The organism is Sphingobium sp. GW821-FHT02B05, assembly GCF_059421905.1.
Window position 1 is genome coordinate 155,811 of the sequence record NZ_JBWKVW010000002.1, and the last position, 24,169, is coordinate 179,979.

15 protein-coding genes are annotated in these 24,169 nt (G+C 63.2%); 7 read left to right on the forward strand and 8 right to left on the reverse strand.

Annotated features, from left to right (window positions below; translation table 11 throughout):
- Positions 1-56: 56 nt before the first annotated feature.
- The 5 genes from AC07UX_RS10570 (at position 57) to AC07UX_RS10590 (ending at position 8,758) form a co-directional block, all read left to right on the forward strand.
- Positions 57-1,355 (forward strand): MFS transporter, encoded by a 1,299-nt coding sequence (locus AC07UX_RS10570; RefSeq protein WP_495191957.1) that lies wholly within the window; start codon positions 57-59, stop codon positions 1,353-1,355.
- Positions 1,352-2,767 carry a glucuronate isomerase gene (gene uxaC / locus AC07UX_RS10575; protein WP_495191958.1) on the forward strand — a complete coding sequence of 472 codons (1,416 nt, stop codon included), beginning with the start codon at positions 1,352-1,354 and terminating at the stop codon, positions 2,765-2,767. Before AC07UX_RS10570 ends, uxaC begins: the two co-directional genes overlap by 4 nt.
- On the forward strand, positions 2,764-4,230 hold the full coding sequence (locus tag AC07UX_RS10580) for a mannitol dehydrogenase family protein (RefSeq protein WP_495191959.1): 1,467 nt from the start codon (positions 2,764-2,766) through the stop codon (positions 4,228-4,230). Before uxaC ends, AC07UX_RS10580 begins: the two co-directional genes overlap by 4 nt.
- A gap of 146 nt (positions 4,231-4,376) precedes the next feature.
- Positions 4,377-7,250, forward strand: a complete 2,874-nt coding sequence (locus AC07UX_RS10585; protein ID WP_495191960.1) for a TonB-dependent receptor — start codon at positions 4,377-4,379, stop codon at positions 7,248-7,250.
- Positions 7,251-7,531: 281 nt separating this feature from the next.
- Entirely contained in the window at positions 7,532-8,758 is a 1,227-nt protein-coding gene (locus AC07UX_RS10590) for an SGNH/GDSL hydrolase family protein (RefSeq protein WP_495192281.1), read from the forward strand.
- On the opposite strand, the gene AC07UX_RS10595 is transcribed toward AC07UX_RS10590, so the two are convergent.
- Positions 8,742-9,233 (reverse strand): Lrp/AsnC family transcriptional regulator, encoded by a 492-nt coding sequence (locus AC07UX_RS10595; protein WP_495191961.1) that lies wholly within the window; start codon positions 9,231-9,233, stop codon positions 8,742-8,744. The genes AC07UX_RS10590 and AC07UX_RS10595 overlap by 17 nt on opposite strands.
- A 98-nt stretch (positions 9,234-9,331) precedes the next feature.
- Here AC07UX_RS10595 and putA point away from each other — a divergent pair, with 98 nt between their 5' ends.
- Positions 9,332-12,934 (forward strand): trifunctional transcriptional regulator/proline dehydrogenase/L-glutamate gamma-semialdehyde dehydrogenase, encoded by a 3,603-nt coding sequence (gene putA / locus AC07UX_RS10600; protein WP_495191962.1) that lies wholly within the window; start codon positions 9,332-9,334, stop codon positions 12,932-12,934.
- Between the two features lie 15 nt (positions 12,935-12,949).
- Here the strand turns inward: putA and AC07UX_RS10605 are convergent, their stop codons facing one another.
- The 5 genes from AC07UX_RS10605 to AC07UX_RS10625 form a co-directional block, all read right to left on the reverse strand.
- Positions 12,950-13,309, reverse strand: coding sequence for a YciI family protein (locus AC07UX_RS10605; RefSeq protein WP_495191963.1), 360 nt, complete (start codon positions 13,307-13,309; stop codon positions 12,950-12,952).
- 48 nt (positions 13,310-13,357) lie between these two features.
- Positions 13,358-14,236, reverse strand: coding sequence for a 3-hydroxyisobutyrate dehydrogenase (gene mmsB / locus AC07UX_RS10610; protein ID WP_495191964.1), 879 nt, complete (start codon positions 14,234-14,236; stop codon positions 13,358-13,360).
- Between the two features lie 50 nt (positions 14,237-14,286).
- Positions 14,287-15,414, reverse strand: coding sequence for an enoyl-CoA hydratase/isomerase family protein (locus AC07UX_RS10615; RefSeq protein ID WP_495191965.1), 1,128 nt, complete (start codon positions 15,412-15,414; stop codon positions 14,287-14,289).
- Positions 15,415-15,425: 11 nt separating this feature from the next.
- Positions 15,426-16,568 (reverse strand): acyl-CoA dehydrogenase family protein, encoded by a 1,143-nt coding sequence (locus tag AC07UX_RS10620; RefSeq protein WP_495191966.1) that lies wholly within the window; start codon positions 16,566-16,568, stop codon positions 15,426-15,428.
- Between the two features lie 120 nt (positions 16,569-16,688).
- Positions 16,689-18,185, reverse strand: a complete 1,497-nt coding sequence (locus AC07UX_RS10625) for a CoA-acylating methylmalonate-semialdehyde dehydrogenase (protein WP_495191967.1) — start codon at positions 18,183-18,185, stop codon at positions 16,689-16,691.
- Positions 18,186-18,286: 101 nt separating this feature from the next.
- On the opposite strand from AC07UX_RS10625, the gene AC07UX_RS10630 reads away from it, so the two are divergent.
- Complete coding sequence (locus AC07UX_RS10630) at positions 18,287-19,162, forward strand: LysR family transcriptional regulator (RefSeq protein ID WP_495191968.1); 876 nt, start codon at positions 18,287-18,289, stop codon at positions 19,160-19,162.
- Between the two features lie 3 nt (positions 19,163-19,165).
- Here the strand turns inward: AC07UX_RS10630 and AC07UX_RS10635 are convergent, their stop codons facing one another.
- Positions 19,166-21,427, reverse strand: a complete 2,262-nt coding sequence (locus tag AC07UX_RS10635) for a beta-glucosidase family protein (RefSeq protein WP_495191969.1) — start codon at positions 21,425-21,427, stop codon at positions 19,166-19,168.
- A gap of 117 nt (positions 21,428-21,544) precedes the next feature.
- Complete coding sequence (locus tag AC07UX_RS10640; protein WP_495192282.1) at positions 21,545-24,010, reverse strand: TonB-dependent receptor; 2,466 nt, start codon at positions 24,008-24,010, stop codon at positions 21,545-21,547.
- Positions 24,011-24,169: the final 159 nt, after the last annotated feature.

A 24,169-nucleotide genomic window follows, 5' to 3' on the forward strand; every position in this document is an offset into this window, starting at 1 on the left:
GGTGCGCTGGCGCGTCCCGCCTGCGCGGGCACGACGAAGCTGATTGGAACAGGGCGATGATGACCATCTCGAACGTCTCCGGCCCACCCAGGCCGTCGGGCAAGGTCCGCTGGATCGTCTGCGGCCTGCTCTTCGCCGCCGTCGTGCTCAGCTATGTCGACAGGCTTGTCCTGCCGACGCTCAAGCCCGACCTTCAGGCTCGCTACGGCTGGAGCGAAAGCGGCTATGCCAGCCTCGCCATCTGGTTTCAGGCGGGCTACGGCATTGCCTATGTGTTTTTCGGCCGGCTGATCGACCGGATCGGCGCGCGGGCGGGCTATGCGCTTGCCGTCACGCTATGGACGATCGGCCACATCGCGCACATCTTCTTCACCTCCACGGCGGGCATGTTGATCGCCCGCATCCCGCTCGCCATCGGGGAGGCAGGAACCTTCCCCGCCGCCATCGCCGCGACCAATGAGTGGTTTCCCAAGAAGGAACGCGCGTTCGCCATCGGCATCTTCAACGCCGGGTCCAATGTCGGCGCGATCCTGACGCCGCTGGTGGTGCCGATCATCGCAGTGACTTTGGGCTGGCGCTGGGCCTTCATCCTGACCGGCCTGCTGACGGTCCTGTGGCTGGCGGCGTGGCTGACCTTCTATCGCCGCCCGCGCGAAAAGAAGAGCCTCAGCCCGCAGGAACTGGCCTGGATCGAAACCGATCCGGTCGAAGAAAAACGCCCGGTCAAATGGGCGACCCTGTTCCGCCATCGTCAGACCTGGGCCTATATGTCGGGCCGTTTCCTGATCGACCCGGTCTGGTGGACCTTTCTCTTCTGGCTGCCTGACTTTTTCAACAAGCAATATGGCGTGAAGATGCTGGACTTCGGACCGCCGCTGATCGCCGTCTATCTGCTGGCGGATGTCGGGTCGGTGGCTGGTGGCTGGGCCTCCTCCCGCTTCATGGGCCGGGGGTGGAGCCTCAACCGCTCGCGCAAGAGCGCCATGTTCCTCGCCGCGCTGTGCGCCGTACCGATCGCCTTTGCCGCCCATGCGCCATCCTTGTGGATCGCGGTCGGCCTGATCGGCCTCGCCTGCGCAGGGCATCAAGGCTTCTCGGCCAATCTCTATGCCCTGCCCGGTGACGTCTTCCCGCGCTGGATGGCCGGATCGGTCGTTGGTCTGGGCGGCCTGTCCGGTGCGGTCGGCGGCATGCTCATGGCCAAATTCGCCGGCCTGATCCTCGAAACCGTCGGCAGCTTCGGCCCGATCTTCGCGGTCGCATCCGTCGCCTATCTGATCGCATTGGCGGTCATCCACCTTCTGCTGCCCCGCTACCAGCCGGTGGTCGCCTTTGCTCCCGGAAATCCCGCATGACCAAGCCTCTGCATTTGCACCCCGACCGCCTGTTCCCGTCCGATCCTGCAACCCGCGCCATCGCCCGCCGCCTCTATGCGAGCGTGAAGGATCTGCCGATCGTGTCGCCGCACGGCCATACCGATCCGCGCTGGTTCGCCTATGACGAACCCTTCGCCAATCCGGCGGAATTGCTGATCGTGCCGGACCATTATGCCTTTCGCATGCTGATGAGCCAGGGCGTGATGCTGGAGGATCTGGGCATCCCGACGGTGGATGGCAGCGCGACGGAAAGCGATCCGCGCGCCATCTGGCGCCGCTTTGCCGAGCGTTATTATCTGTTCCGGGGCACGCCGACCCGGATATGGATGGATTGGGTCTTCGCCGAAGCCTTCGGCATCGACGTGCAGTTGAACGCGGACACCGCCGACCATTATTACGACATTATCGACGCCGCGCTGAAGACCGATGCCTTCCGCCCGCGCGCCTTGTTCGAACGCTATAATATCGAAGTGATCGCTACCACCGAAGGCCCGCTCGATCCGCTCGACCATCACCGCGCCATCCGTGCGTCGGGCTGGGGCGGCAGGGTCGTCACCGCCTACCGCCCCGACCCGGTTCTCGACCCCGACGATCCGCGCTTCATCGCCAATGTCCGGCATTTCTGCGCCATGGCAGGCGAAGACCCCGCCAGTTTCGCCGGCTACCTGCGCGCCCATGAAAAACGCCGCGCCGATTTCCGCGAAGCCGGCGCGACCTCCACCGACCATGGCCACCCGTCCGCCTTCACCGCCAACTTGCCCCGCGACGAGATCGAGGCGCTCTATGCCAAGGTCACGAACGGCCCGGCGACCGCCAAGGAGGCCGAGCTCTTCCGTGGCCATATGCTGACCGAAATGGCGCGCATGTCGATCGCGGACGGCATGGTCATGCAACTCCATCCTGGCGTCCACCGCAGCCATAATGCTGCCGTGCTGGCCCGCTTCGGCCGGGACAAGGGCGGCGATATCCCGACGTCCGGGGAATTCGTGCAGGCGTTGAAACCGCTGCTCGACGCTTATGGCAATGATCCGCGCCTGACGCTGATCCTTTTCACCCTGGACGAGGATGTCTATGCGCGTGAACTGGCGCCGCTTGCCGGCCACTATCCGGCGCTCAAGCTGGGACCGCCATGGTGGTTCCACGACAGCCCGGAAGGCATGCGCCGTTTCCGCGAGCGCACCACCGAAACCGCCGGCTTCTACAATACGGTGGGCTTCAACGACGACACCCGCGCCTTCCTGTCGATTCCGGCACGGCATGACGTCGCTCGCCGCATGGATTGCGCCTGGCTCGCCCAGCTGGTCGCCGAGCATCGGCTGGACGAGGATGAAGCGTTGGAGCTTGCCCGTGCGCTCGCCTACGACCTCGCCAAGGCGGCGTACAAGCTGTGAACTGCCTGTCATCCGCCACGCTGTCGCAATTGCCCGCCGACGTCAGGCTGCCCACTTATGACCGCGCCGCCGTGAAATGCGGCGTCGTCCATATCGGCATCGGCGCCTTCCACCGTGCGCATCAGGCCGTGCTGTTCGACGATGCCCTCGATGCCGGCGACCTGCGCTGGGGCATCGTCGCCGCCTCGCTGCGTTCGCCCGCCGTGCGCGACCAGATGGAACCGCAGGACGGCCTCTACACCATGCTGGTGCGCGACGGCGCAGACGAACAGGCGCGCATCATCGGCGCGGTGCAGAAGGTCATCGTCGCCCCGGAAGAGCCGCCGGCGTTGCTTGCCGCGCTGGCATCGCCGGACACGCACATCGTCACCCTGACCATCACCGAAAAAGGCTATAAGCTCGATCCATCGACCGGCGCCCTGATCGCGGACGATCCGCAACTTGCCGCCGACCTGGCCTCACTGGAAAGTCCGCAGACCGCGCCTGGCTATCTGGTGGCCGCGCTGGCCCTGCGCCGCGCCGCCGGCCTTGCCCCTTTCACCGCCATCAGTTGCGACAACCTCCCCCATAATGGGGCGCGGCTGCGCAATGCCGTGCTGGAACTGGCGCGCCGCCATGATGCCGGACTGGCCGACTGGATCGCAAATCTTGGCGCCTTTCCCGAAACCATGGTCGATCGTATCGTCCCTGCCACCACGCCTGAAGACATCGCTGGGCTCACCACCCGCCTTGGCTTTGAGGATCAGGCGATGGTCAAGACCGAACCCTTCTTCCAATGGGTGATCGAGGATAGGTTTTGCGGCCCGCGCCCGGATTTCGGCGCCGGCGTGCAACTGACACAGGCCGTCGCGCCCTGGGAGGAAGCCAAGCTGCGCCTGCTCAACGGCGCGCATAGCGGCATCGCCTATCTGGGCGGTCTTGCCGCCATCGACCATGTGCATGATGTGCTGGCCTTGCCGGAGGCGCGCACCTTTGTGGAAGCGCTCTGGGACGAGGCGGAAACGACGCTGTCGTCGCCACCCGAACTGGACGTCGCCGCCTATCGTCGCGACCTCATGGCGCGTTTCGACAATCCGACGCTGCGCCATCGCACGCGCCAGATCGCGATGGATGGATCGCAAAAATTGCCCCAGCGCCTGCTTGCGCCCATCGCCGCGCGACTGGCGGCGGGGCAGGGGATCGACGCCCTGTCGCTCGCCGTTGCCGCCTGGATACGCTGGCAGGCGGGGCAGGATGATGAGGGCAATGCGCATCGGGTGGACGACCCGCTCGCTGGACCCATTGCCGCAACCCTTGCCGATGCGCGGACGCCGCAGGATCGCGTCGCCGCCATCCTGGCGTTCGACGCCGTGATTCCACCGGCGCTTGCCACCGACGACCGGTTCCGCATGGCGCTGATCCATTGGCTTGCCCTGCTGGAAGAGCGCGGTGCCCTTGCCGCATTGGCGGCTTTGCGCGGGTGACAGCGTAGTCACCTATACCGTTACCATTGTTGCTATTGAGGTGTCTTGACAAAATAGCCTGCAAGTCTATTGAAGCATTAGTGATAGCGCTACCAGTTTACGCCCACCGGAGAGTCGGGGGCGGCGCTCAGGAGAGGGGTTTGTTCATGTCTTCACGCACCCATTTTATTCGTACCGCGCTGCTCGCCGCGTCCGCCATCGGTTCGCTGAGCTTCGCCCACGCCGCTGCCGCCCAGGCCGACGCCCCGTCCGCAGCGCCGCAGACTGATGCCGCAGCGCCCCAGGATGGCGAAGTCGCCGACATCGTCGTAACCGGTATTCGCGCGTCGTTGCAGAGCGCTACCAATGCCAAGAAGGACGCGGTCGCCTTCGGTGACTCGATCTTCGCCGAAGATATCGGCAAGCTGCCCGCCACCAACCTTGCCGAAACGCTGAACCGCATGCCGGGCGTGCGCCTGCGCCGCGACAATAATGGTGAAGGCACGCAGGTCGCGATCCGTGGCCTTGGCCCCAGCTTCACCCGCGTCCTGCTGAATGGATCGCAAATTCAGGTCGCGTCTGATGGCGGCACCAACGGCGGCAGCGCGAACCGCGAAGTCGATCTGGACTTCTTTCCTTCCGAACTCTTCACCCGCCTCGACCTTGCCAAGAGCCCTTCGCCCTCTACGCTGGAAGGCGGCATCGCCGGCACCGTCAACCTGCGCAACGCGCGCCCCTTCGACAAGGAAGGCACGCATTTCACCGTGGTGGCGCAGGGCCAATATACCAGCCCCAATGACAAGGTCAGCCCGCGCGGCGCGATCGTCGCCAGCCACACCACCGATACGTTCGGCATTCTGGTCGGGGTCGCCGGCGTGAAGACCAAGACACGGATCAAGGGCTTTGAAACGGTCGGCTGGGCCGACGGTAGCCTGGGGGCGGGTGATCCGGGCAACAATAATTTCTCCTGGGCATCGGTCGTGCCGCGCAATGCCGGCCACGGTCTGGTCGCGGGACAACCGGTCGATGTCGTCGCCACGTCGGGCCTGACCCGTTCGCAACTGAGCACCGCGCTTCTGCCGCGTCTGGGCCGCGAAAGCCTGACCGACGGTACCCGTTCGCGCATTTCCGCGCTGGCTGCGCTCGAATGGCGGCCCAGCGACGAACTGCATTTCGCGATCGACGGCCTGTGGGCCAAGTCCACCCGCGATTACAGCAAGGTCAACATGAACTGGCAGGTCCGCAATTCCGGACCGGGCACCGGCGCGACGGCGACCGGTGGCATGATCCCGATCGACCTGACCGTGGACGACAACAATGTCGTGACCAGCGGCACCTTCGCCAACTCGTCCTATTTTCTCGAAGCGAGCCTGTTCAAGCAGACCACAAAGTTCTGGAACGTCAACCCCAGCCTGAGCTGGAAGCCGACCGACCTGTTGACGGTCAATCTGAGCGCCAACTATTCCAAGAGCCGCTTCTTCCGCGAGCAGCCGACCTGGGCGTTCCAGACGACGCCCCAATCGGGCGTGGACGTCTATTATGACAATAGCGGCAAGGGCGACTATCCCTCGATCACCACCAACCTCGACCTTAACGATCCCAACAACGGCAGCTGGCAATGGTATCGCCAGAATGTGCAGCTGGTCCGTCGCAAGACAGAGACAAAGGGCGCGCATCTCGACGTCAGCTATGGCGACGAATTCCTGAACGTAAAGGTCGGCGCCGCCTACGACCGGGCGACCCGCTCGATCCGTGCCTACGACAACAGCATCGCCTATCAGGCCTCGGTCTGCGGCGCGGGCTGTGTCGGCACCAGTGGTTCCATTCTCAACAGCCAGGTAGCGCAATATCTCAAAAGCTCCTCGGCAGCCGGTTTCGTCGTGCCCGATTTCAACGCCATCAAGTCGGCTACCGACTATGAAAGCTATCGGGACTCCGCACCGGAGGCGCGCGGGGCCGTTACCGGCGGCGCGACCGGTGACATGGATGAAAAGGTTTGGGGCGCCTATTTTGAAGTCAACGGCATCACCCAGATCGCCGGCCGCGATCTGCATATAAATGCGGGCATGCGTTATGCGCATACCGACCAGCTCGTCGTGGGTCCCAGCCAGGTTGGCTCGACCATCGTCGATATCTCGTCCAGCTCGACATATGAAAATTTCCTGCCGTCGATCAACCTGACCTATGACGTGGCGGACAATATCAAGCTGCGCGCGTCCGCGTCCCGGACGATGACCCGCCCGGATGCCGGTCAGATCCTCCCCGGCGTCACCTTCTCCGATCCCTCCGCACTGGTCGCGACGGCGGGCAACCCGAATCTGAAGCCCTACACATCGGACAATTACGATATCGGCGGCGAATTCTACACCGGCGGTATCGGCTATGTCGGCGTCTCTGCCTTCGTGAAGAATGTCCAGGGCTTCACGACGACGGTACCGACGCAGGCGACCTTCGGCTCGCTGAACATTCCCTTCGATACGCTTCTGTCGACGCAACAGGACGCTCTGCGAAACCGCGCGACGGAAAATAACGTGGCGATCAGCGACCTGCCGATCACCGTGAACCGCCCGGTCAACCTCTCCGACCTCAAGATCAAGGGTTTGGAAGCGACCTGGGTGCAGCCGCTCGACTTCTTCGTGAAGGGCCTCGGCTTCTCGGCCAACGGCACCTATCTGAAACAGTCTTCATCCTCGGGTCTGGTGGCCGAAGGCGTGTCGAAATATTCCTACAACCTTCAGGGCTTCTACGAAAATCACGGTCTGTCGCTCAGCCTGAACTATGTCTGGAACGGCAAGTCCATCGCGCTGAACGGCCCGCAGAACGGCATCGCCGGCGCGGACCTGAAGGCGGACGCCCGTGGGCAGCTCGACCTGTCGGCCGGCTATGAACTGCCCTTCTTCAACAAGGCGATGCGCCTGACGCTCGATGTCCTCAACATCACGAACGAGCCGATCCGCACTACCTTCGAATATGATAATGCCGCTTACTCGGTCTATTATCCGGGCACGTCGGTTCTGGCCGGTATCCGGGCCAACTTCTGATCCTCCCCAAGGACCAACTGACAGGGCCGGCCGCAACGCCGGCCCTATTTTCTTGGGGCCGTAAAGGGGGCAGAAATCGGGATCTCATGCTTCCAATGTTGGATTTTATCTGATCTATCCGGCTTGCCTCCCGAACGGCCGTCGGCCCTGAATAGGAAGGGACGCTTCGCGAGCGCGTCGGAAGCGCATCGCGAACGCTTCGGCCCCAAACAGGGCAACAACGGTGTGAACTTCGGCCGTCGCTTCGGCGGCGCGCCATCATGGCAAAAGGCAAGATGATGATGCGGCTTTCTCTCCTCCTTGGCCTCCCTTTGGCACTGGTCGCAACGCCGCTCGCCGCCAAGACCTGTTCCCCGACCTGGGTTGCCGGCTGGGCCTCCTCGCAAATGCGTCCCACCGGCGATGCCGCACTGCCCGCCGGCACGCTGCGCGACCGGACGCTGCGCCAGATCGTCCGCCCTTCCGTGTCCGGCGAACGGTTGCGCGTGCGCTTCTCCAATCTTACCGGCACCCAACCGCTGCGCATTGCTGGCGCCAGCATCGCCCGCGCGCTCGGCAGCGCATCGCCCGCCGTCGATCCCGGCACGCTCATCTCGCTTCGCTTCGATGGTGCGCCTGAGGTCATCATTCCTGCCGGTGCCGATTATCTCTCCGACCCGGTATCGCTGCCGGCCAGGGCGCTCGACAACATCGCCATCTCAATTCGCTATGATGGTGAACCGGAACAGACATCCCATCCCGGATCGCGCGCGACATCCTGGCATCTGCCCGGCAATCATCTGACCGCCGAAGCGATGCCCGGCGCAGCCGGTTTCGACCATTGGTTCAATCTCGCCGCTCTGGAGGTGGAGCGGTGCACGCCTACAAAGCTCATCGTCGCGCTGGGCGATTCCATCACCGACGGCAAAGGCTCCACCACCAACGGCAATGATCGCTGGACGGACGTGCTGGCGCAGCGGCTTCAGGCCGATCCGAAGCGTCGCCATGTCGCGATCGTCAATCAGGGCATCGGCGGCAACCGGCTGCTGAACGACGGCCTTGGCCCCAATGCGCTGGCGCGGCTGGATCGCGATGTGCTGGCCCAGCCCGGCGTGACGCACATGATCCTGCTGGAAGGGATCAACGACCTGGGTACCCTGACCCGCGATGCGCCGGTCGGCGCGGCCGAGCATCAGGCCCATGTCGCCCGCATCATCGGCGCCTATCGGCAGATCATCGCCCGCGCCCATGCCAGGGGTATCAAGGTGATCGGCGCGACCGTCATGCCCTTCGTCGGCAACGCCTATTACCACGCCGATGCGCGCAACGAGGCCGACCGGCAGGCGGTCAATACATGGATCAGAAAACCCGGCAGCTTCGACGCATTGGTCGATTTCGACCGCGTCACCCGCGATCCCGTTCGTCCCGACCGGCTGCTCCCGGCCTATGACGACGGCGATGCGCTCCACCCCTCGCCAAAAGGCTATAAGGCGATGGGAGACGCGATCCCGCTCAGCCTTTTCGACTGACCCGCTTGTGCCCCGCCTCCAGCACCGTCTCCATCGCCACGAAGGTCGATGTGCTGGCGACATGGGGCAGGGCGCTGATCTTTTCGCCCAGCACGACCCGATACCGCCGGATATCCGATGTCCGCACTTTGAGGAGATAGTCGAAATTGCTCGCCAGCATATGACATTCCTCGACCTCCGGGATCCGCCGTACCGCCGCGTTGAACGCGCGCAAGGCGGCCTCCCGCGTGTCGGATAATTTCACCTCGGTAAAGGCGATATGGTCCATCCCCAGCTTGGCTGGATCGACGATCGCCCGAAAGCCGCGAATGACGCCGGCCTCCTGCAATCGCTTCAACCGCACCTGGCAGGGCGTCTTGGAAAGGCCGACGAAAGCAGCCAGATCGGTGACGGTCATCCGTCCGTCATCGACCAAAGCGGCTATGATCCGCCGGTCGAACTCGTCCATTTCGACTGTAATTGCCTTGCTATCCATATAATCTGCCTAGCATATGCCATTTAATAAGTCACTTCGACCAATGGATGGCCATTCAAAAGACGGAACGAAAATCTGATCTGGATTATTCTTGCTCCATGACCGACCAGCACCCCTTTGCGCACTTCGCCCCCGCCCTGCGCCAGCCCACTGCGCTGCGCGAGGCGATCACCGCCGCCTATCGCCGCGATGAGGCGCAAGCGCTGGCTCCGCTGATTGCCGCCGCGACCCTGCCGGCGGAAACCAAAACCGCGGTCGCGAACACTGCCCGCACCCTCGTCACCGCCCTGCGCGCCAATCACAAGGGCACCGGCGTCGAAGGGTTGGTGCAGGAATATGCGCTCTCCAGTCAGGAGGGCGTGGCGCTGATGTGTCTGGCCGAAGCGCTGCTACGTATCCCCGATACCGCAACCCGCGACGCGCTGATCCGGGACAAGATTGCCGATGGCGACTGGGGGTCGCATCTGGGCGGCGACAAGTCGCTGTTCGTCAACGCCGCCACCTGGGGTCTGGTCGTGACTGGCAAGCTGGTGGGCAGCGTGGACGATCGCGGCCTGGGCGCCGCGCTCACCCGCCTCGTCGCCCGTGCCGGCGAGCCGGTGATCCGCCGTGGCGTCGACCTTGCCATGCGGATGATGGGCGAACAGTTCGTCACCGGAGAGACGATCAAGGAAGCGCTGAAGCGCGCGAAAATACTGGAGGCGAAGGGTTTCGCCTATAGCTATGACATGCTGGGTGAAGCGGCGACCACGGCCGCCGACGCCAAACGCTATTATGCCGATTATGAGCAGGCGATCCATGCCATCGGCCAGGCATCGGCGGGACGCGGCATCTATGCCGGCCCCGGCATCTCGATCAAGCTGTCGGCACTCCATCCGCGCTATGTTCGTGCGCAGGCCGATCGCGTCATGGCCGAATTGCTCCCAGCCGTGAAGCAATTGGCCATGCTGTCGAAGCGCTACGATATCGGCCTCAATATCGACGCGGAGGAGGCCGACCGGCTCGAACTCTCGCTCGACCTGCTGGAAAGCCTGGCGATCGACTCCGACCTTGCCGGCTGGAACGGCCTTGGCTTCGTGGTGCAGGGCTATGGCAAGCGCTGCCCCTTCGTCATCGACTGGATCATCGACCTCGCCCGCCGCGCCGACCGCCGCATCATGGTGCGTCTCGTCAAGGGCGCTTACTGGGATGCGGAGATCAAGCGGGCGCAGGTCGATGGCCTGACCGACTTCCCGGTCTATACCCGCAAGGTGCATACCGACGTCGCCTATGTCGCTTGCGCACAAAAGCTGCTGGCCGCGCCAGACGCCGTCTTCCCGCAATTTGCGACGCATAATGCCCAGACGCTCGCCACCATCTATCAATTGGCCGGTCCGGACTTTCAGATCGGCAAATATGAATTTCAGTGTCTGCACGGCATGGGCGAGCCGCTCTACGAACAGGTCGTTGGCTCGGCAAAGCTGAACCGTCCCTGCCGCATCTATGCGCCGGTCGGCACGCATGAGACGCTGCTCGCCTATCTGGTCCGCCGGCTGCTGGAAAATGGCGCCAACAGCAGCTTTGTGAACCGCATCGCTGATCCCAACGTCTCGATAGAGGAGATGATCGCCGATCCGGTCGATGTCGTTCTGGCCATGGCCCATCCCGGCCATCGCCACGACCAGATCGCCCTGCCGGCGGATATCTATCCCGAACGTCGCAATTCGGATGGTCTTGATCTCAGCAGTGAAACTACGCTTGCGGCATTGAGCCAGGCCTTGCAGCACAGCGCCACGCTTGCCTGGACCGCTGCACCTGCAAGCGCGGCGGGGGAGGCGCGTCCGGTGTTGAACCCCGCCGATCATCGCGACATCGTCGGCACCGTCTGGGAAGCCTCACCCGAAGACGCACGCGCCGCGACCATCCGTGCCGCCGTCTCTCTCTGGCGCAATAGCGCCGTCGCCGATCGCGCCGCCGCTCTGGATCGCGCCGCTGATGCGATGCAGGCGCGCATGCCGATCCTGCTTGGCCTCATCGTGCGAGAAGCCGGCAAATCGATCCCCAACGCGATTGCCGAAGTGCGTGAGGCGATCGACTTCCTGCGCTATTATGCCGCGCAGGCGCGCACGACCTTCGGTCCAGCGCAGGCCGCACTGGGCCCTGTTACCTGCATCAGCCCGTGGAATTTCCCGCTGGCCATCTTCACCGGACAGGTCGCCGCTGCACTGGTCGCGGGCAATCCTGTTCTGGCCAAGCCGGCAGAAGAAACCCCGCTTATCGCCGCCGAAGCGGTCCGCCTGCTCCATGAGGCCGGCGTGCCCGCCGATGCGCTGCAACTTCTGCCCGGCGATGGCCGGATTGGTGCAGCGCTGGTGGCGGCACCCGAAACCGCCGCCGTCATGTTCACCGGATCGACCGAAGTCGCCCGCCTGATTCAGCGCCAACTGGCCACCCGCCTATCGACGACCGGCCGTCCCATCCCGCTGATCGCCGAAACCGGCGGCCAGAATGCCATGATCGTGGACAGCAGTGCCCTTGCCGAACAGGTGGTGGCCGACGTCATCGCGTCCGCCTTCGACAGCGCGGGTCAACGTTGTTCGGCCCTGCGCATCCTGTGCCTTCAGGAAGATGTCGCCGACCGCACGCTCACCATGCTCAAGGGCGCACTGGCGCAACTCAGCATTGGCCGCACCGACGCGCTGAAGGTGGATATCGGCCCGGTCATCTCGGCCGAAGCGCGCGATGGCATCAACCAGCATATCGACGCCATGACTGCACTGGGCCGAAAGGTTGAACAGAGCCTGCTGCCAGCCGAGGCTGCCCATGGCACCTTCGTCCCGCCGACGATCGTCGAGATCGAATCCATCGCCGACCTCAGCCGCGAAGTGTTCGGTCCGGTCCTGCATGTGCTGCGCTTCAAACGCGATCGGCTGGACACGCTGGTCGATCAGATCAACGCGACCGGCTATGGGCTGACCTTCGGCCTGCATACGCGGCTTGACGAAACCGTCGCCCGCGTGACGGCGCGCGTGAAGGTCGGCAACATCTATGTGAACCGCAACGTCATCGGCGCGATCGTCGGCGTTCAGCCCTTTGGCGGCTGTGGCCTGTCGGGCACCGGTCCCAAGGCGGGCGGGCCGCTATATCTGGGGCGTCTCGTTTCTGTCCCGCCCGTTTTCGCCGCGCGCGTGAGCCATTTGCGCTCGCCGCTCCACGCCTTCGCCGATTGGCTCGATGCGCAAGGGGAAGCGGATCTTGCCGCACATGCGCGCCGCACCGGGGACGCTTCGGCGCTGGGCGTCGAACTGACGCTGCCCGGCCCGGTGGGCGAACGCAATATCTACGGCCTGCATCCGCGTGGCCGCATATTGCTGCACCCCGGCACCCGGCAGGGCCTGTTCCGCCAGATGGCGGCCGTCCTTGCGACCGGCAATCAGGGCGTGGTGCAAGGCATGACCATCCCGCCCGGCCTACCTGCCGAAGTCGCTGCCTGTTTCAGCACGGATGCCACCGGTCATTATGCCGCCGCTCTGGTCGAGGGCGATGCTGCGAAGGTCGCAGCCACCGTGCAATGCGTCGCAGAACTCCCCGGCCCGATCGTATCGGTCCATGCCGACGATCATGGCCATGGCTATTGCCTCGACTGGCTGCTGGAGGAACAGTCGACCTCCGTCAACACCACGGCGGCCGGCGGTAACGCCAGCTTGATGATGATCAGCTGATTATGGAGGCTGGCATCAGCTGAGTTCGTGGAAAGGACGGATTTCGATCTCGCTCGGTCCCGGCATGGGGTTGGGGCATCGCTGCACCCAAGCGATCGCCTCCTCCATGTCCTTGACCTCCCATATCCAAAAGCCGGCGACCAACTGCCGCGGCTCCGGGAAAGGTCCGTGGATGACGCTTCGTTCGGCGTGGGCGAATGCGACGCGCGCGCCGGCGGAAGACGGGGTGAGGCCATCGGCCATGATAAGGATGCCGGCGTCGCGCAATGCGTCGTTGAAACGGCCCATCGCTTCCATCATCGCATCCGTTTCGGGCGACTGCCGATACCCCTTTTCACTATCTTCCGTGGCTTTCACCAGCACCATTACGCGCATTAGCTATCTCTCCGTCTGACCGCAGGCCTAGTGGGACCGGGCCACGGTTCAGCTCAAAAGCTCAATCATGGACGAAAAATCACGCCCACCCTCACCCTTGTTGACCAGCAACTGATACAGGCTTTCTGCCTGTGCGCCCATAGGCACACTGGCATTGACAGACGAGGCGGCCTCCAGAGCCAGCTTGAGATCCTTGAGCATCAGGGCAACGGCAAAACCGCCCTGATAATCCGCATCGGCTGGCGTCTGTGGCCCGACGCCAGGCAGCGGACAATAGCTTGTCATCGACCAGCTTTGCCCGGACGATACGCTGGAAATATCATAGAAGGTTTGCGGGTCCAGGCCGATCTTCTGCGCCATCGCAAAGGCTTCGCACGTCGCCACCATGGTCGCGCCGAGCAGCATATTGTTGCAAATCTTGGCCGCCTGCCCATTGCCCGCGCCGCCGGCGTGAATCACGGCTTTGCCCATGGTCGACAGGATCGGCTTCGCCCTGGCAAAAGCGTCGTCCTGCCCACCGACCATGAAGGTCAGCGTGCCGCCATTGGCAGCAGCGATGCCGCCGGAAACCGGCGCATCGATCATGTCGAACCCCTTGGTCAGCGCAACAGCGATGACCCGGCGGGCCGTCGCGACATCGATGGTCGAGCAGTCGAGCAACAGCGCGCCCGCCTTTGCCGCACCAAACACGGCCTCATTATAGACGGCTTCGACATGCTTGCCGGCTGGCAGCATGGTCACTACGGCGTCGGCACCGGATACCGCATCGGCGGCGCTGACGGACCGAACGGCACCCGCGCCTTCCGCCTTGGTCAGCGCGTCTTCGGACAGGTCGAAGGCGCGCACGGCATAGCCGTTCTTGACTAGGTTGGCGGCCATGCCACCGCCCATATTGCCCAGGCCGATAAAGGCGATTGTCTCAGTCACATCCTGCTCCTTGTAACGATTGTTCGAGGGCAATCCTATGTGCCCATAGTCTATTGGTGCCCGCGCCTTGTCGTCGGTTCCGATCGGGACCATGTCGAATTGCCTGCCCCCAGTAGAGGCGTCCATTCCTCCTCCGACGCAAGTGGCGTGAAAAGACTGTCGATCAGTGCGTCGTCCACGGCTTCCGGCGTGGCGGGGGTCCATCGCGGCGCATTATCCTTGTCGAAGATCACGGCGCGTACGCCTTCGACAAAATCAGGCCGGCGGATGATATGGTGGGCGAGGCGATATTCGTTGCGCATATTGTCGGCAAAATCGGTAAATGCGGCGCCTTCCACCAACTGGCGCAGGGCGACCTTGACCGTCTGCGGCGATTTCGTGGCAAGCACGGCCAACTGCTTTTGTGCCCATTCCGATCCATCGGCGGCCAGCGCGGCCAATATCTCCTCGTAGCGGTCTGATGCGAACAGCTTGTCTATCCTGTTTCGCTGCGCCAACAGGGATGAGTTCGGGGCCGTTTCGTTAGCGCGATCCAGCAGGGCCGACAAAGCGGTCGGATCGGCCACAATCTCGGCCTTGAGCGCGTCCAGCTTGCCGGACCGGATATAATGGGTGGCGATACCGAAGGCTGCGCAATCTGCCCCGTTGATCCGCGATCCCGTCGTCGCCAGCCAGGCACCGATCCGGCCGGGCAGGCGGGGCAGGAACCAGCCGCCACCGACGTCGGGAAACAGGCCGATACCGGTTTCGGGCATGGCAAAAGTCGTTCGCTCGGTCGCCACGCGATAGCGACATGGCAGGGACAGGCCGACGCCGCCACCCATGACGATGCCGTCGATGAAGGCGACGATCGGCTTATCATAAACGAACAGCAGATGGTTCATCCGATACTCGACATGGAAGAACCGCTCGGCTTCTACACAGTCGGTCTTTGCGCTGTTCGCGATCAGCGCGATGTCCCCGCCGGCGCAAAAGCCGCGCGACAATTTGGGGTCGCCATCGGCGGCGGGCAGATGGTCGATCATCACGGCGACCACGGCCGGATCGTCCCGCCATGCCAATAGCGCCAGATTGATCGCCTCGCACATGTCGGGCGTCAGGGCGTGGATCGCCCTGGGACGGTTCAGCCGGATACGGCCCACGCCATTGTCGATGATGGTCAAAACTTGGTCGGTCATGGCCTGCTCCTTCACGCGCGCAGCATGTCGCGGGCGACGATCATGCGCATCACTTGATTGGTGCCCTCCAGGATCGAATGAACGCGCAGGTCGCGCCAGATTCGTTCGATGGGATAGTCCATCAGATAGCCGTAGCCGCCATGTAGTTGCAGCGCGCGATCCACTACAGATGAACCGGTGTCGGTGGCAAAGCGTTTGGCCATGGCCGCAAAGCGCGTCTTGTCAGCTGTATTGTCCGTCACCTTGACGGCAGCGGTGTATAGCAGGGTACGCGCCGCCTCCAATTCCGTCTGCATGTCGGCCAGGGTGAACTGCGTATTCTGGAAATCGGCGATCGACTGGCCGAACTGTTTGCGATCCTTGGTATAGCGCACGGTTTCGTCGATAGCCCGCTGTGCGCCACCCAGCGAACATGCGCCGATGTTGAGCCGGCCACCGTCCAGCCCCATCATCGCAATGCGGAAGCCTTCGCCCTCGCTGCCGACCAGATTTGCGACCGGCACCCGCACCGCGTCGAAATTGACCTGCGCGGTCGGTTGGCTATGCCAGCCCAGCTTGCGCTCCTGCGCGCCGAAGCTCACGCCCTGCATATCCTTTTCGATGACGAGGCAGGAAATGCCCTTCGCCCCGTCCTCACCCGTACGGACCATGACGACATAGACGTCATTCTCGCCGCCACCGGAAATAAACTGCTTCGACCCCGTGACGACATAATGGTCGCCGTCCCGAACAGCCCTGGTCTTAAGTGCCGCAGCATCCGATCCGGCACCCGCCTCGGTCAGGCAATAGCTGGCCATGCGCGTCATCGGCACCAGGTCGGGCAGATATCTGTCCTTCACCGCCTGCGACCCGAACCGGTCGATCATCCATGCGCCCATGTTGTGGATGGAAATGAATGCGCTGGTCGATGGACAACCATAGGCCATGGCTTCCATGATAAGCGCGGATTCGAGCCGACCCAAACCGATTCCGCCGGCCTCTTCCGATACATAGATGCCGCCAAAGCCCAGTTCCGCGGCAGCGCGGATCGTGTCGCGGGGGAAGATATGCTTTTCGTCCCACTCGGCCGCGTGTGGCGTGATGGCGTCAGCGGTGAAACGCTGCGCCATGTCTTGAATGGCACGCTGATCGTCGGTCAGGTCGAATTGAGTCATATGTCGGTCCTAAAAGGTGCGCGTGCGTGCCTAAGAGCTATGCGCGCGCCCGAGTTTAGCCGGCGACCTTCCAGAATCCACCGACATCGTGCGGAGGTGCTGTGCTCCCCGCAAACAGCCTCATCCCATGGTCGGGATAACGAATGCGCTGTCGCCAGTGCCGCCACCGTCCGGCCAGCGCTGCGTGATGGTCTTGACCTTGGTCCAGAATTTCACGCCTTCCATGCCATGCTGGTTGGTGTCGCCGAATGACGAGCGTTTCCAGCCACCGAAGCTGTGATAGGCGACCGGTACCGGGATCGGCACGTTGATGCCGACCATGCCGACATTGACCCGCGCGGCAAATTCGCGGGCGGCATGGCCATTGCGCGTGAAGATGGCGACGCCATTGCCATATTGATGTTCGCTCGGCAGCTTCAGCGCTTCTTCGAAGCTCTCGGCGCGCACAATCTGGAGTACCGGACCGAAAATTTCCTCCTGATATGTGCGCATGGTCGGCTTCACATGATCGAAAAGCGTGGGGCCGACGAAGAAGCCCTCCTCATGCCCCTGAAGCGTGAAGCCGCGACCATCGACAACCAGCTCCGCGCCTTCGTCCACGCCCATCTGGATATAGTTTTCGATCTTCGCCTTGTGCGCGGCGGTGACGACCGGGCCATAATGGGCGTCAGGATCGGTCGAGACGCCGACGCGCAAAGCTGCGATCGCAGGGATCAGCTTTTCGCGCAGCGCGATCGCCGTTTTCTCGCCCACCGGGGTTACGACGGGAAGGGCCATGCAGCGTTCGCCCGCCGACCCGAAGGCGGCGCCGGACAGATCGTTCACCACCTGATCGAGGTCCGCGTCCGGCATGACGATGCCATGATTTTTCGCCCCGCCCATGGCCTGCACGCGCTTGCCGTTGTCGACCCCGCGCTTGTACACATAATGGGCGATATCCGACGACCCGACAAAGCTGATCGCGGAGATATCCGGATGATCGAGAATGGCATCGACCATTTCCTTGTCGCCCTGCACGACCTGAAGAATGCCGTCGGGCAGGCCGGCTTCGCTGAACAGTTCGGCCAGGCGTACGGGCACCGATGGATCGCGCTCGGACGGCTTCATGATGAAGGCATTGCCGGTCGCGATCGCGACGCCCGACATCCATAGCGGGATCATGCCGGGGAAGTTGAAGGGCGTAATGCCCGCACCGATGCCTATCGGCTGGCGGAAGCTATAGACGTCGATGCCTGGCCCCGCCCCTTGGGTATATTCGCCCTTGAGGACATGAGGGATGCCGCAGCAAAATTCGATGACTTCCAGCCCGCGCTGGATGTCGCCCCTGGCATCGGCGATCACCTTGCCATGTTCTGAGCTGAGCAGATGCGCCAGCTCGTCCATATTCTTTTCGACCAGCGCCTTGAAGCTGAACATCACGCGGGCGCGACGCTGCGGGTTTACCGCTGCCCAAGCCGGCTGCGCCGCCTTGGCGGCCTCGACCGCGCGATCCAGCAAGGCTTTGTCCCCCAATGCGACACGCGCCTGCACCGTGCCGTTATTGGGATCGAACACGTCGCTGTAGCGCGCCGCCTTACCATCATGGGCAAAGGCGAGCTTGTGGGAAATGTCGCGCATTGGAACCTCTCGCTAAAATTTGCTCGGATCATGACTTCATGCGATATTGCGCGCAATCAATAAATTTCGCAGACTGTGTCTGCATTTTTGCAGGATTAACAATGTTCGACTGGGACGATCTGCGCATCTTTCTGGCCGTGGCCCGCTTGAAACGCTTGGCACTTGCCGCAAGATCGCTCGGTATGGATCCCACCACCATAACGCGCCGCATGACCCGGTTGGAGCAGGCGCTGGGCACCAAATTGTTCGAGCAATCAGGTGGTGAACGAGTGTTGACCCAGCGCGGCACCGTTTTACTGCGCCATGCCGAAAGCGTGGAAGGTGCGGCGATCGACGCCTTGGTCGATGTGCGCGGCGAACGGCACAGTTTGAGCGGCCATGTGCGCCTGTCCGTTGCGGAAGGCTTCGGTACATGGATATTAGCACCCGGCCTGCGCGATTTTCATGAAGAACATCCGGGTATTCATCTGGATGTGGTGACGGCGTCTGGCTTCCTCAATCCGTCAAAGCGAGAGGCCGACATGGCCGTCATGCTGGCGCGGCCGCAAAGTGGTTATCTGACCGTGCAGCGGCTTGCCGATTATGGCCTGCATCTCTACGCTTCAACGGCCTATGTCGAACGACATGGGCGGCCGCAGGTCCGGTCAGACCTAAGCGGCCACACATTGATCGGCTATGTGCCGGAATTTCTGTTCACCCCGGAACTGGACTATCTGGATGAAGTGGATACCGGACTGGAAGCGACCCTCCGATCCAGCAGCATAGGCATCCAGCGGCGGCTGGTCATCGAAGGCGCCGGTATCGGTGTATTGCCCGATTTCATGGCGGACCAGGACAGCCGGTTGACCCGCATCCTGGCCGACACGGTGGAAATCACGCGCAGTTTCTGGCTGGTGACGCACCGCGACATGACGAAGCTGGCCCGGATGGCTGCCGTGTCCGATCTGCTGCGCCGACAGGTGGCGTCGAACCTCTAGGGGTCAGGGCTTCAGGCTCAAAGGGTCGAGTTTGGCCAAGCCCTTCAACGCCATGTCGCCGGCGTGATGGCCGATGGCCAGTGCATAGCTACCACCATCGAGCCGCCAGCCCGCGCCTTCTTCGAACCGGGCGATCAGGCGCGGATCGACGGTCATCGTCACGCGCCGCGTTTCGCCGGGGGACAGGCTGAGCTTGTGGAACCCGGCCAGCCGCCAGGCGTCGATGCCTGCGCTGCCCTTCGCCTGGACATAAAGTTGCGGCACATCCGCACCGGTCCGGTTGCCGGCATTGGTGACGTCGAAGTTGACCGTGAGCGTGGTGCCGTCCTGCACCTTCAAATTGGCATAGGTGAAGCTGGTGTAGCTCAGGCCGTAGCCGAAGGGGAAAAGCGGCTTTACCCCCTTCATGGCATACCAGCGGTATCCAACCTCCGCGCCTTCGGGATAATCGACCGCAAATGGTGCCACGCCACCGGTCATCCCGTAATTGGCCGTATCGCCGGCCTCTCGCCGCGCATCGGCGGCATGTAGTTCGGCGAGGCCCAATGGCGCGGGGCGTGGCGCTTGATCCGCGCGCGCTGGAAAGGTGATAGGCAGGCGACCCGAAGGTGCCACATCGCCAAAAAGGATGTTCGCTATAGCCTCACCGCCGCGCTGGCCGGGATACCAGGCTTGTAACAGCACGGGCACCTTGGCGATCCAGGGCATTTCAACAGAGCCACCGGTTTCCAGCATGACGACCGTCTTGCGGTTGGCGGTCGCGACCGCGTCGATCAGCGCATCCTGCTTGTCGGGCAGGCGCATATTTTCGGGGTCTTGCGCCTCCGTCTGCCACTGCCAGCCAAAGACGATGGCAAGGTCGGCCTGCCGCGCTGCTTGCGCCGCCGCCTTGGGATCACTGCCGTCGATATAGGTGACGTCGGCCTGCGGCGCGATCGCCTGGATCGCCTTCATTGGCGAAGACGCATGCCACGTCATGCGCGCGAAGGATGCTGCCGCCCCCTTGGTCAGCGGAATTTCGACGGGTGCCCCTCCAACCGAGCGGACCTGCGACGATCCGCCGCCCGACAGCACACCGACATCTGCGTGGCCACCGATCAGGACGATCCGCCGCGCGCTCTTGGCCAGCGGCAGCAGATTGCCCTCGTTCTTGAGCAGGACGATGCCTTCTTCCGCCGCTTTCTGGGCGACATCGGCATGGGCGGCATAATCGATCTGTCGCGGGCTTTCCGGTGCCGGATCATCCATCAGGCCGCTGGCGATCACGCCATGCAGGATGCGCTGCACCATATCGTCCAGCCGCGCCATGGGAATGCGCCCGGCCTTGACCGCCTCCTCGAACGGCTTGCCGAAATGGATGGCATCATCCAGTTCCTGACCCGATTCCTGATCCAGTCCGCCCAGCGCCGCCTTCTCCGTCGAATGGACCGCCCCCCAGTCGGACATGACCCAGCCCTTGTACCCCCAGCCCTTCTTCAGGACCGTGTTGAGCAGCCAGTCATTCTCGCAGGCATAGTCGCCATTCACCCTGTTATAGGCGCACATGACGGACGCCGGGTCGCCGATCTCCGTCGCGATCTGGAAGGCCAGCAGGTCGCTTTCGCGCAACGCTGCCTTGTCGATCCGCGCATCCAGCACGGTGCGCCCGGTTTCCTGGGAATTGAGCGCGAAATGCTTGATGGTCGATACGATATGGTTGTTCTGGACGCCGCGAATATGTTCGCCGGCCATAACGCCCGCCAGCAGCGGGTCTTCGCCCAGATATTCGAAATTGCGCCCGTTCCACGGATCGCGGGTCAGGTTGACACCACCGGCGAGCAGCACATTGAACGTCTTCGCCCGCGCCTCCGCCCCGATCATCGCACCGCCGGCATAGGCTATGGCCGGGTTGAAGGTCGCCGCGGTGGCCAGACTGGCGGGCAGGGCGGTCGCGGTGTCGCCCTTGCGCTGCTCGATCTGGTTGGCGACGCCCAGGCTTGCGTCGCTTTCGCGCAATGTCGGGATGCTGAGGCGCGGGATGCCCGGCACATGCCCGGCCGACGGGATCATCGCGATCGGCTGCGGCGGCTTTGCCATGGGCGGAAAATAGCCATGGACGATCGCCAGCTTCTCCTGCGTGGTCATGGCCGCGACCAGCGCCCTGGCCCGCGCTTCAGTCGACAAAGCACGATTGCTGCCGGCCGTCGTTGCGGGCGGCTGGGCCTGGGTGGTCGGCACATAAGCGCTGCCGAGCAGGAAGATGGCGATCAGGGCGGGGCGCGTCATGGCCGGTCTTTCGTCTGGACGGTGGAAAAGTGGCGGCGGACGCCCATTGGGGGAGGGGTGGCATCCGCCGCCTGAAGGGCGACCGGCTGGGGAAGGAAAGCCGGTCGCTGGGCGCTATCAGAAGTTCGCGCGGGCGCGCACGCCCCAGGTGCGCGGCGGCTGAAGGTTGGACAGGAAGATCGGATCGTAGCGCGGCGCGCCGAACGCGCCGGCCCCGGTACGAATTTTCCCGTTTTCGATATTCTGGACGAAGGCCTCGACCGAATATTTCTCGTCCGGTGCGGTGAAGCGGATCGACGCATCCGACCGGAAATAGGCCTTCTGCCGGTCCCAATCCGTGCCGTTGGTGCCCCGGTTCGGCATATTGTCGGCCGGGTCGTTGGCATTGACGAACGGATTGGCATCGCCGTTGAAATAGCTGAGCCAGCTCTTCGTCTCATAATGGGTGGTGAAGCGCGGGGTGATCCGCGCGCCGCTTGCCATTACGAAATCATGCTCGTAGCTGAGCGTCGCGGAAAAGCGCGGCGCATGGGCCAGTTCATTGCCTTCAAGCTGGGCGATCGAGGACAGCTTGCCGCCATCGTACAGCCGCCCATCGACGCTGGCCAATTCCTCCAGCTTGGTCTTCTGGAGCGTGCCGGAAAATTGCAGACGGTCATTGTCGGTCAGATTGGCGACCATTTCCGCTTCCAGGCCATAGGCCTTGGCACCTTTGGCGTTCTGCGTAATCATCTGGCTGCGAACCACATTACCCTGATCGTCGCGGAAGGTGACGGCCTGGTTCACCTGATAGCCCTTGAAGTCGCTGTAGTAAGCGGCAAGGTTGAGCGTCACGCGGCGGTCCAGGAATCGGGACTTGAGGCCTACTTCATAATTGGTCAGCGTTTCCGGATCGGTCCGGCCGGCATTGTCCTGGATATTGCCCGACTTGAAGCCCGTGCTGATGCTGGCATAGCCCAGCACATCCTGCGCCAGATCCGCATCGACGCGGGCCAGATAGGTCAGCTTGTCCCATTTGCCCTTCACATCGTTGCTGGAGATGGAGAAGCCCGGCAGCAGCACAGCCAATTCCTCTGCCGTGGCGCCCGGATAGGCGCCGAAGATGCCGCCGGTGCAACGACCGCCGGGCAGCTTGTCGGCATCCGAGCAGCCCTCACCCGAATAGGTCACGTTGCGGCCGCCAATGTCCTGCTTCTTGTCGGACGTGTAGCGCAGGCCGCCGGTTAGGCGGATCGCGTCGTTGACGTGCCATACCGCCTGACCGAACACGGCGCGGCTGTCGATCTGACGATTGGCCTGGATGAAGCTGCCGGCCCAGCTGAAGGTGCCGTCGCGATAGCCGTTGCGCTGGTCGATGTCGAAGCGGATGCGGTTCTTTTCATGGCTGTAATAGGCACCCAAAATCCAGTCGATCGCTTGCTCACCCGATGATTTCAGCTGGATCTCATGGCTCTGGAAATCATAGCGCGACGACAGGGTGCGGTTTTCACCGAACGCGCCCAAGGGCAGATCATTGCCGCTGGCATCGACCTGTCCCGTGGGTGGCATGGCGCCACCATCCGCATCGGTCTGCGTCGATCCGCCGATCCGCGACCAGCCGGCGATGTAGCTCAACTGGATGCCGTCGGTCAGGTCGTAATTCATGCTGCTGCGCACCCCGACCGAATAACGGTCGGTGTCGGGCGCGGTGTCGCTCAGCGTCGACCAGCGCTTGGTTCCAGCGCGGGGCGTCTGGAGCAGCCCGATGACCGGCGCGCCATTGTCCAGGAAACCTTCGGCCGACAGATTCCAGCTGAACTTGTCGCTCGGCTGCCAGAGCATCGACACGCGGCCGGACTGCTGGTCGGCCGCATAATATTTCTTGCCGCCGGTCACGAAGGCGGATTTGTTGATGCCGGTCGCGTCGGGCGCCGGCTGGAAATCGGCATAGCCGTCATGCCTGTCGGTGACGAAGGCGACGCGGAAGGCCAGCGTATCGCTGACCGGGATGTTGATCGCACCGCGCACGCCCAGCCGGTCGTAATTGCCGGCGGTGACTTCGACATTGCCTTCAAATTCCCCCAGCTTGGGCTTGGCGGAAATCAGGCTGAGCGCGCCGACCGTGGCGTTGCGGCCAAACAACGTGCCCTGCGGACCGCGCAACACTTCCACGCGCTCCATGTCGTACATCAGTACGGACGCACCCTGCGATCGCGGCGAATAAATGCCATCGACATAGATGGCGACTTCCGGGTCGGCGACTTCGGTATAGGCGCTGTCGTTACCGATGCCGCGCAGCGTCAGCAGCACGGCCGACTGGTCGCCCTGCTGATTGAACTGAAGCGAGGGAACGAAACGCGCAAGGTCGGTGACATCCTTGACCTGCTGCCGGTCCAGCTGCGCCTGACCGAAGGCGGACACGGCGATCGGGGTCGATTGCAGGGTCGTTTCGCGGCGGGTGGCGGTGACGATGATGTCGCCATCATATCTGTTTTCGGGCTGCTGGGCGGCCTGCGGCGCGCTGTTGTCCTGCGCGTAGGCGGGGGCCATCGCCAACGTCATGGTTGCAAGCGCAGTGCTCGCGACGAGCGCAATGCTCTTCATCATCTCTCTCCCTGGACTCACATCATTGTGTGTGCCGCGTATTGACCAAAGGCTGACAACGATGTCAACACGGTTTTTGACATCGATGTCAAGTTCGCGCACATGGAATGTCCTTCGCTTCCCATCCTCGCCCACCTCCTATAAGGATCGACTGTAAAG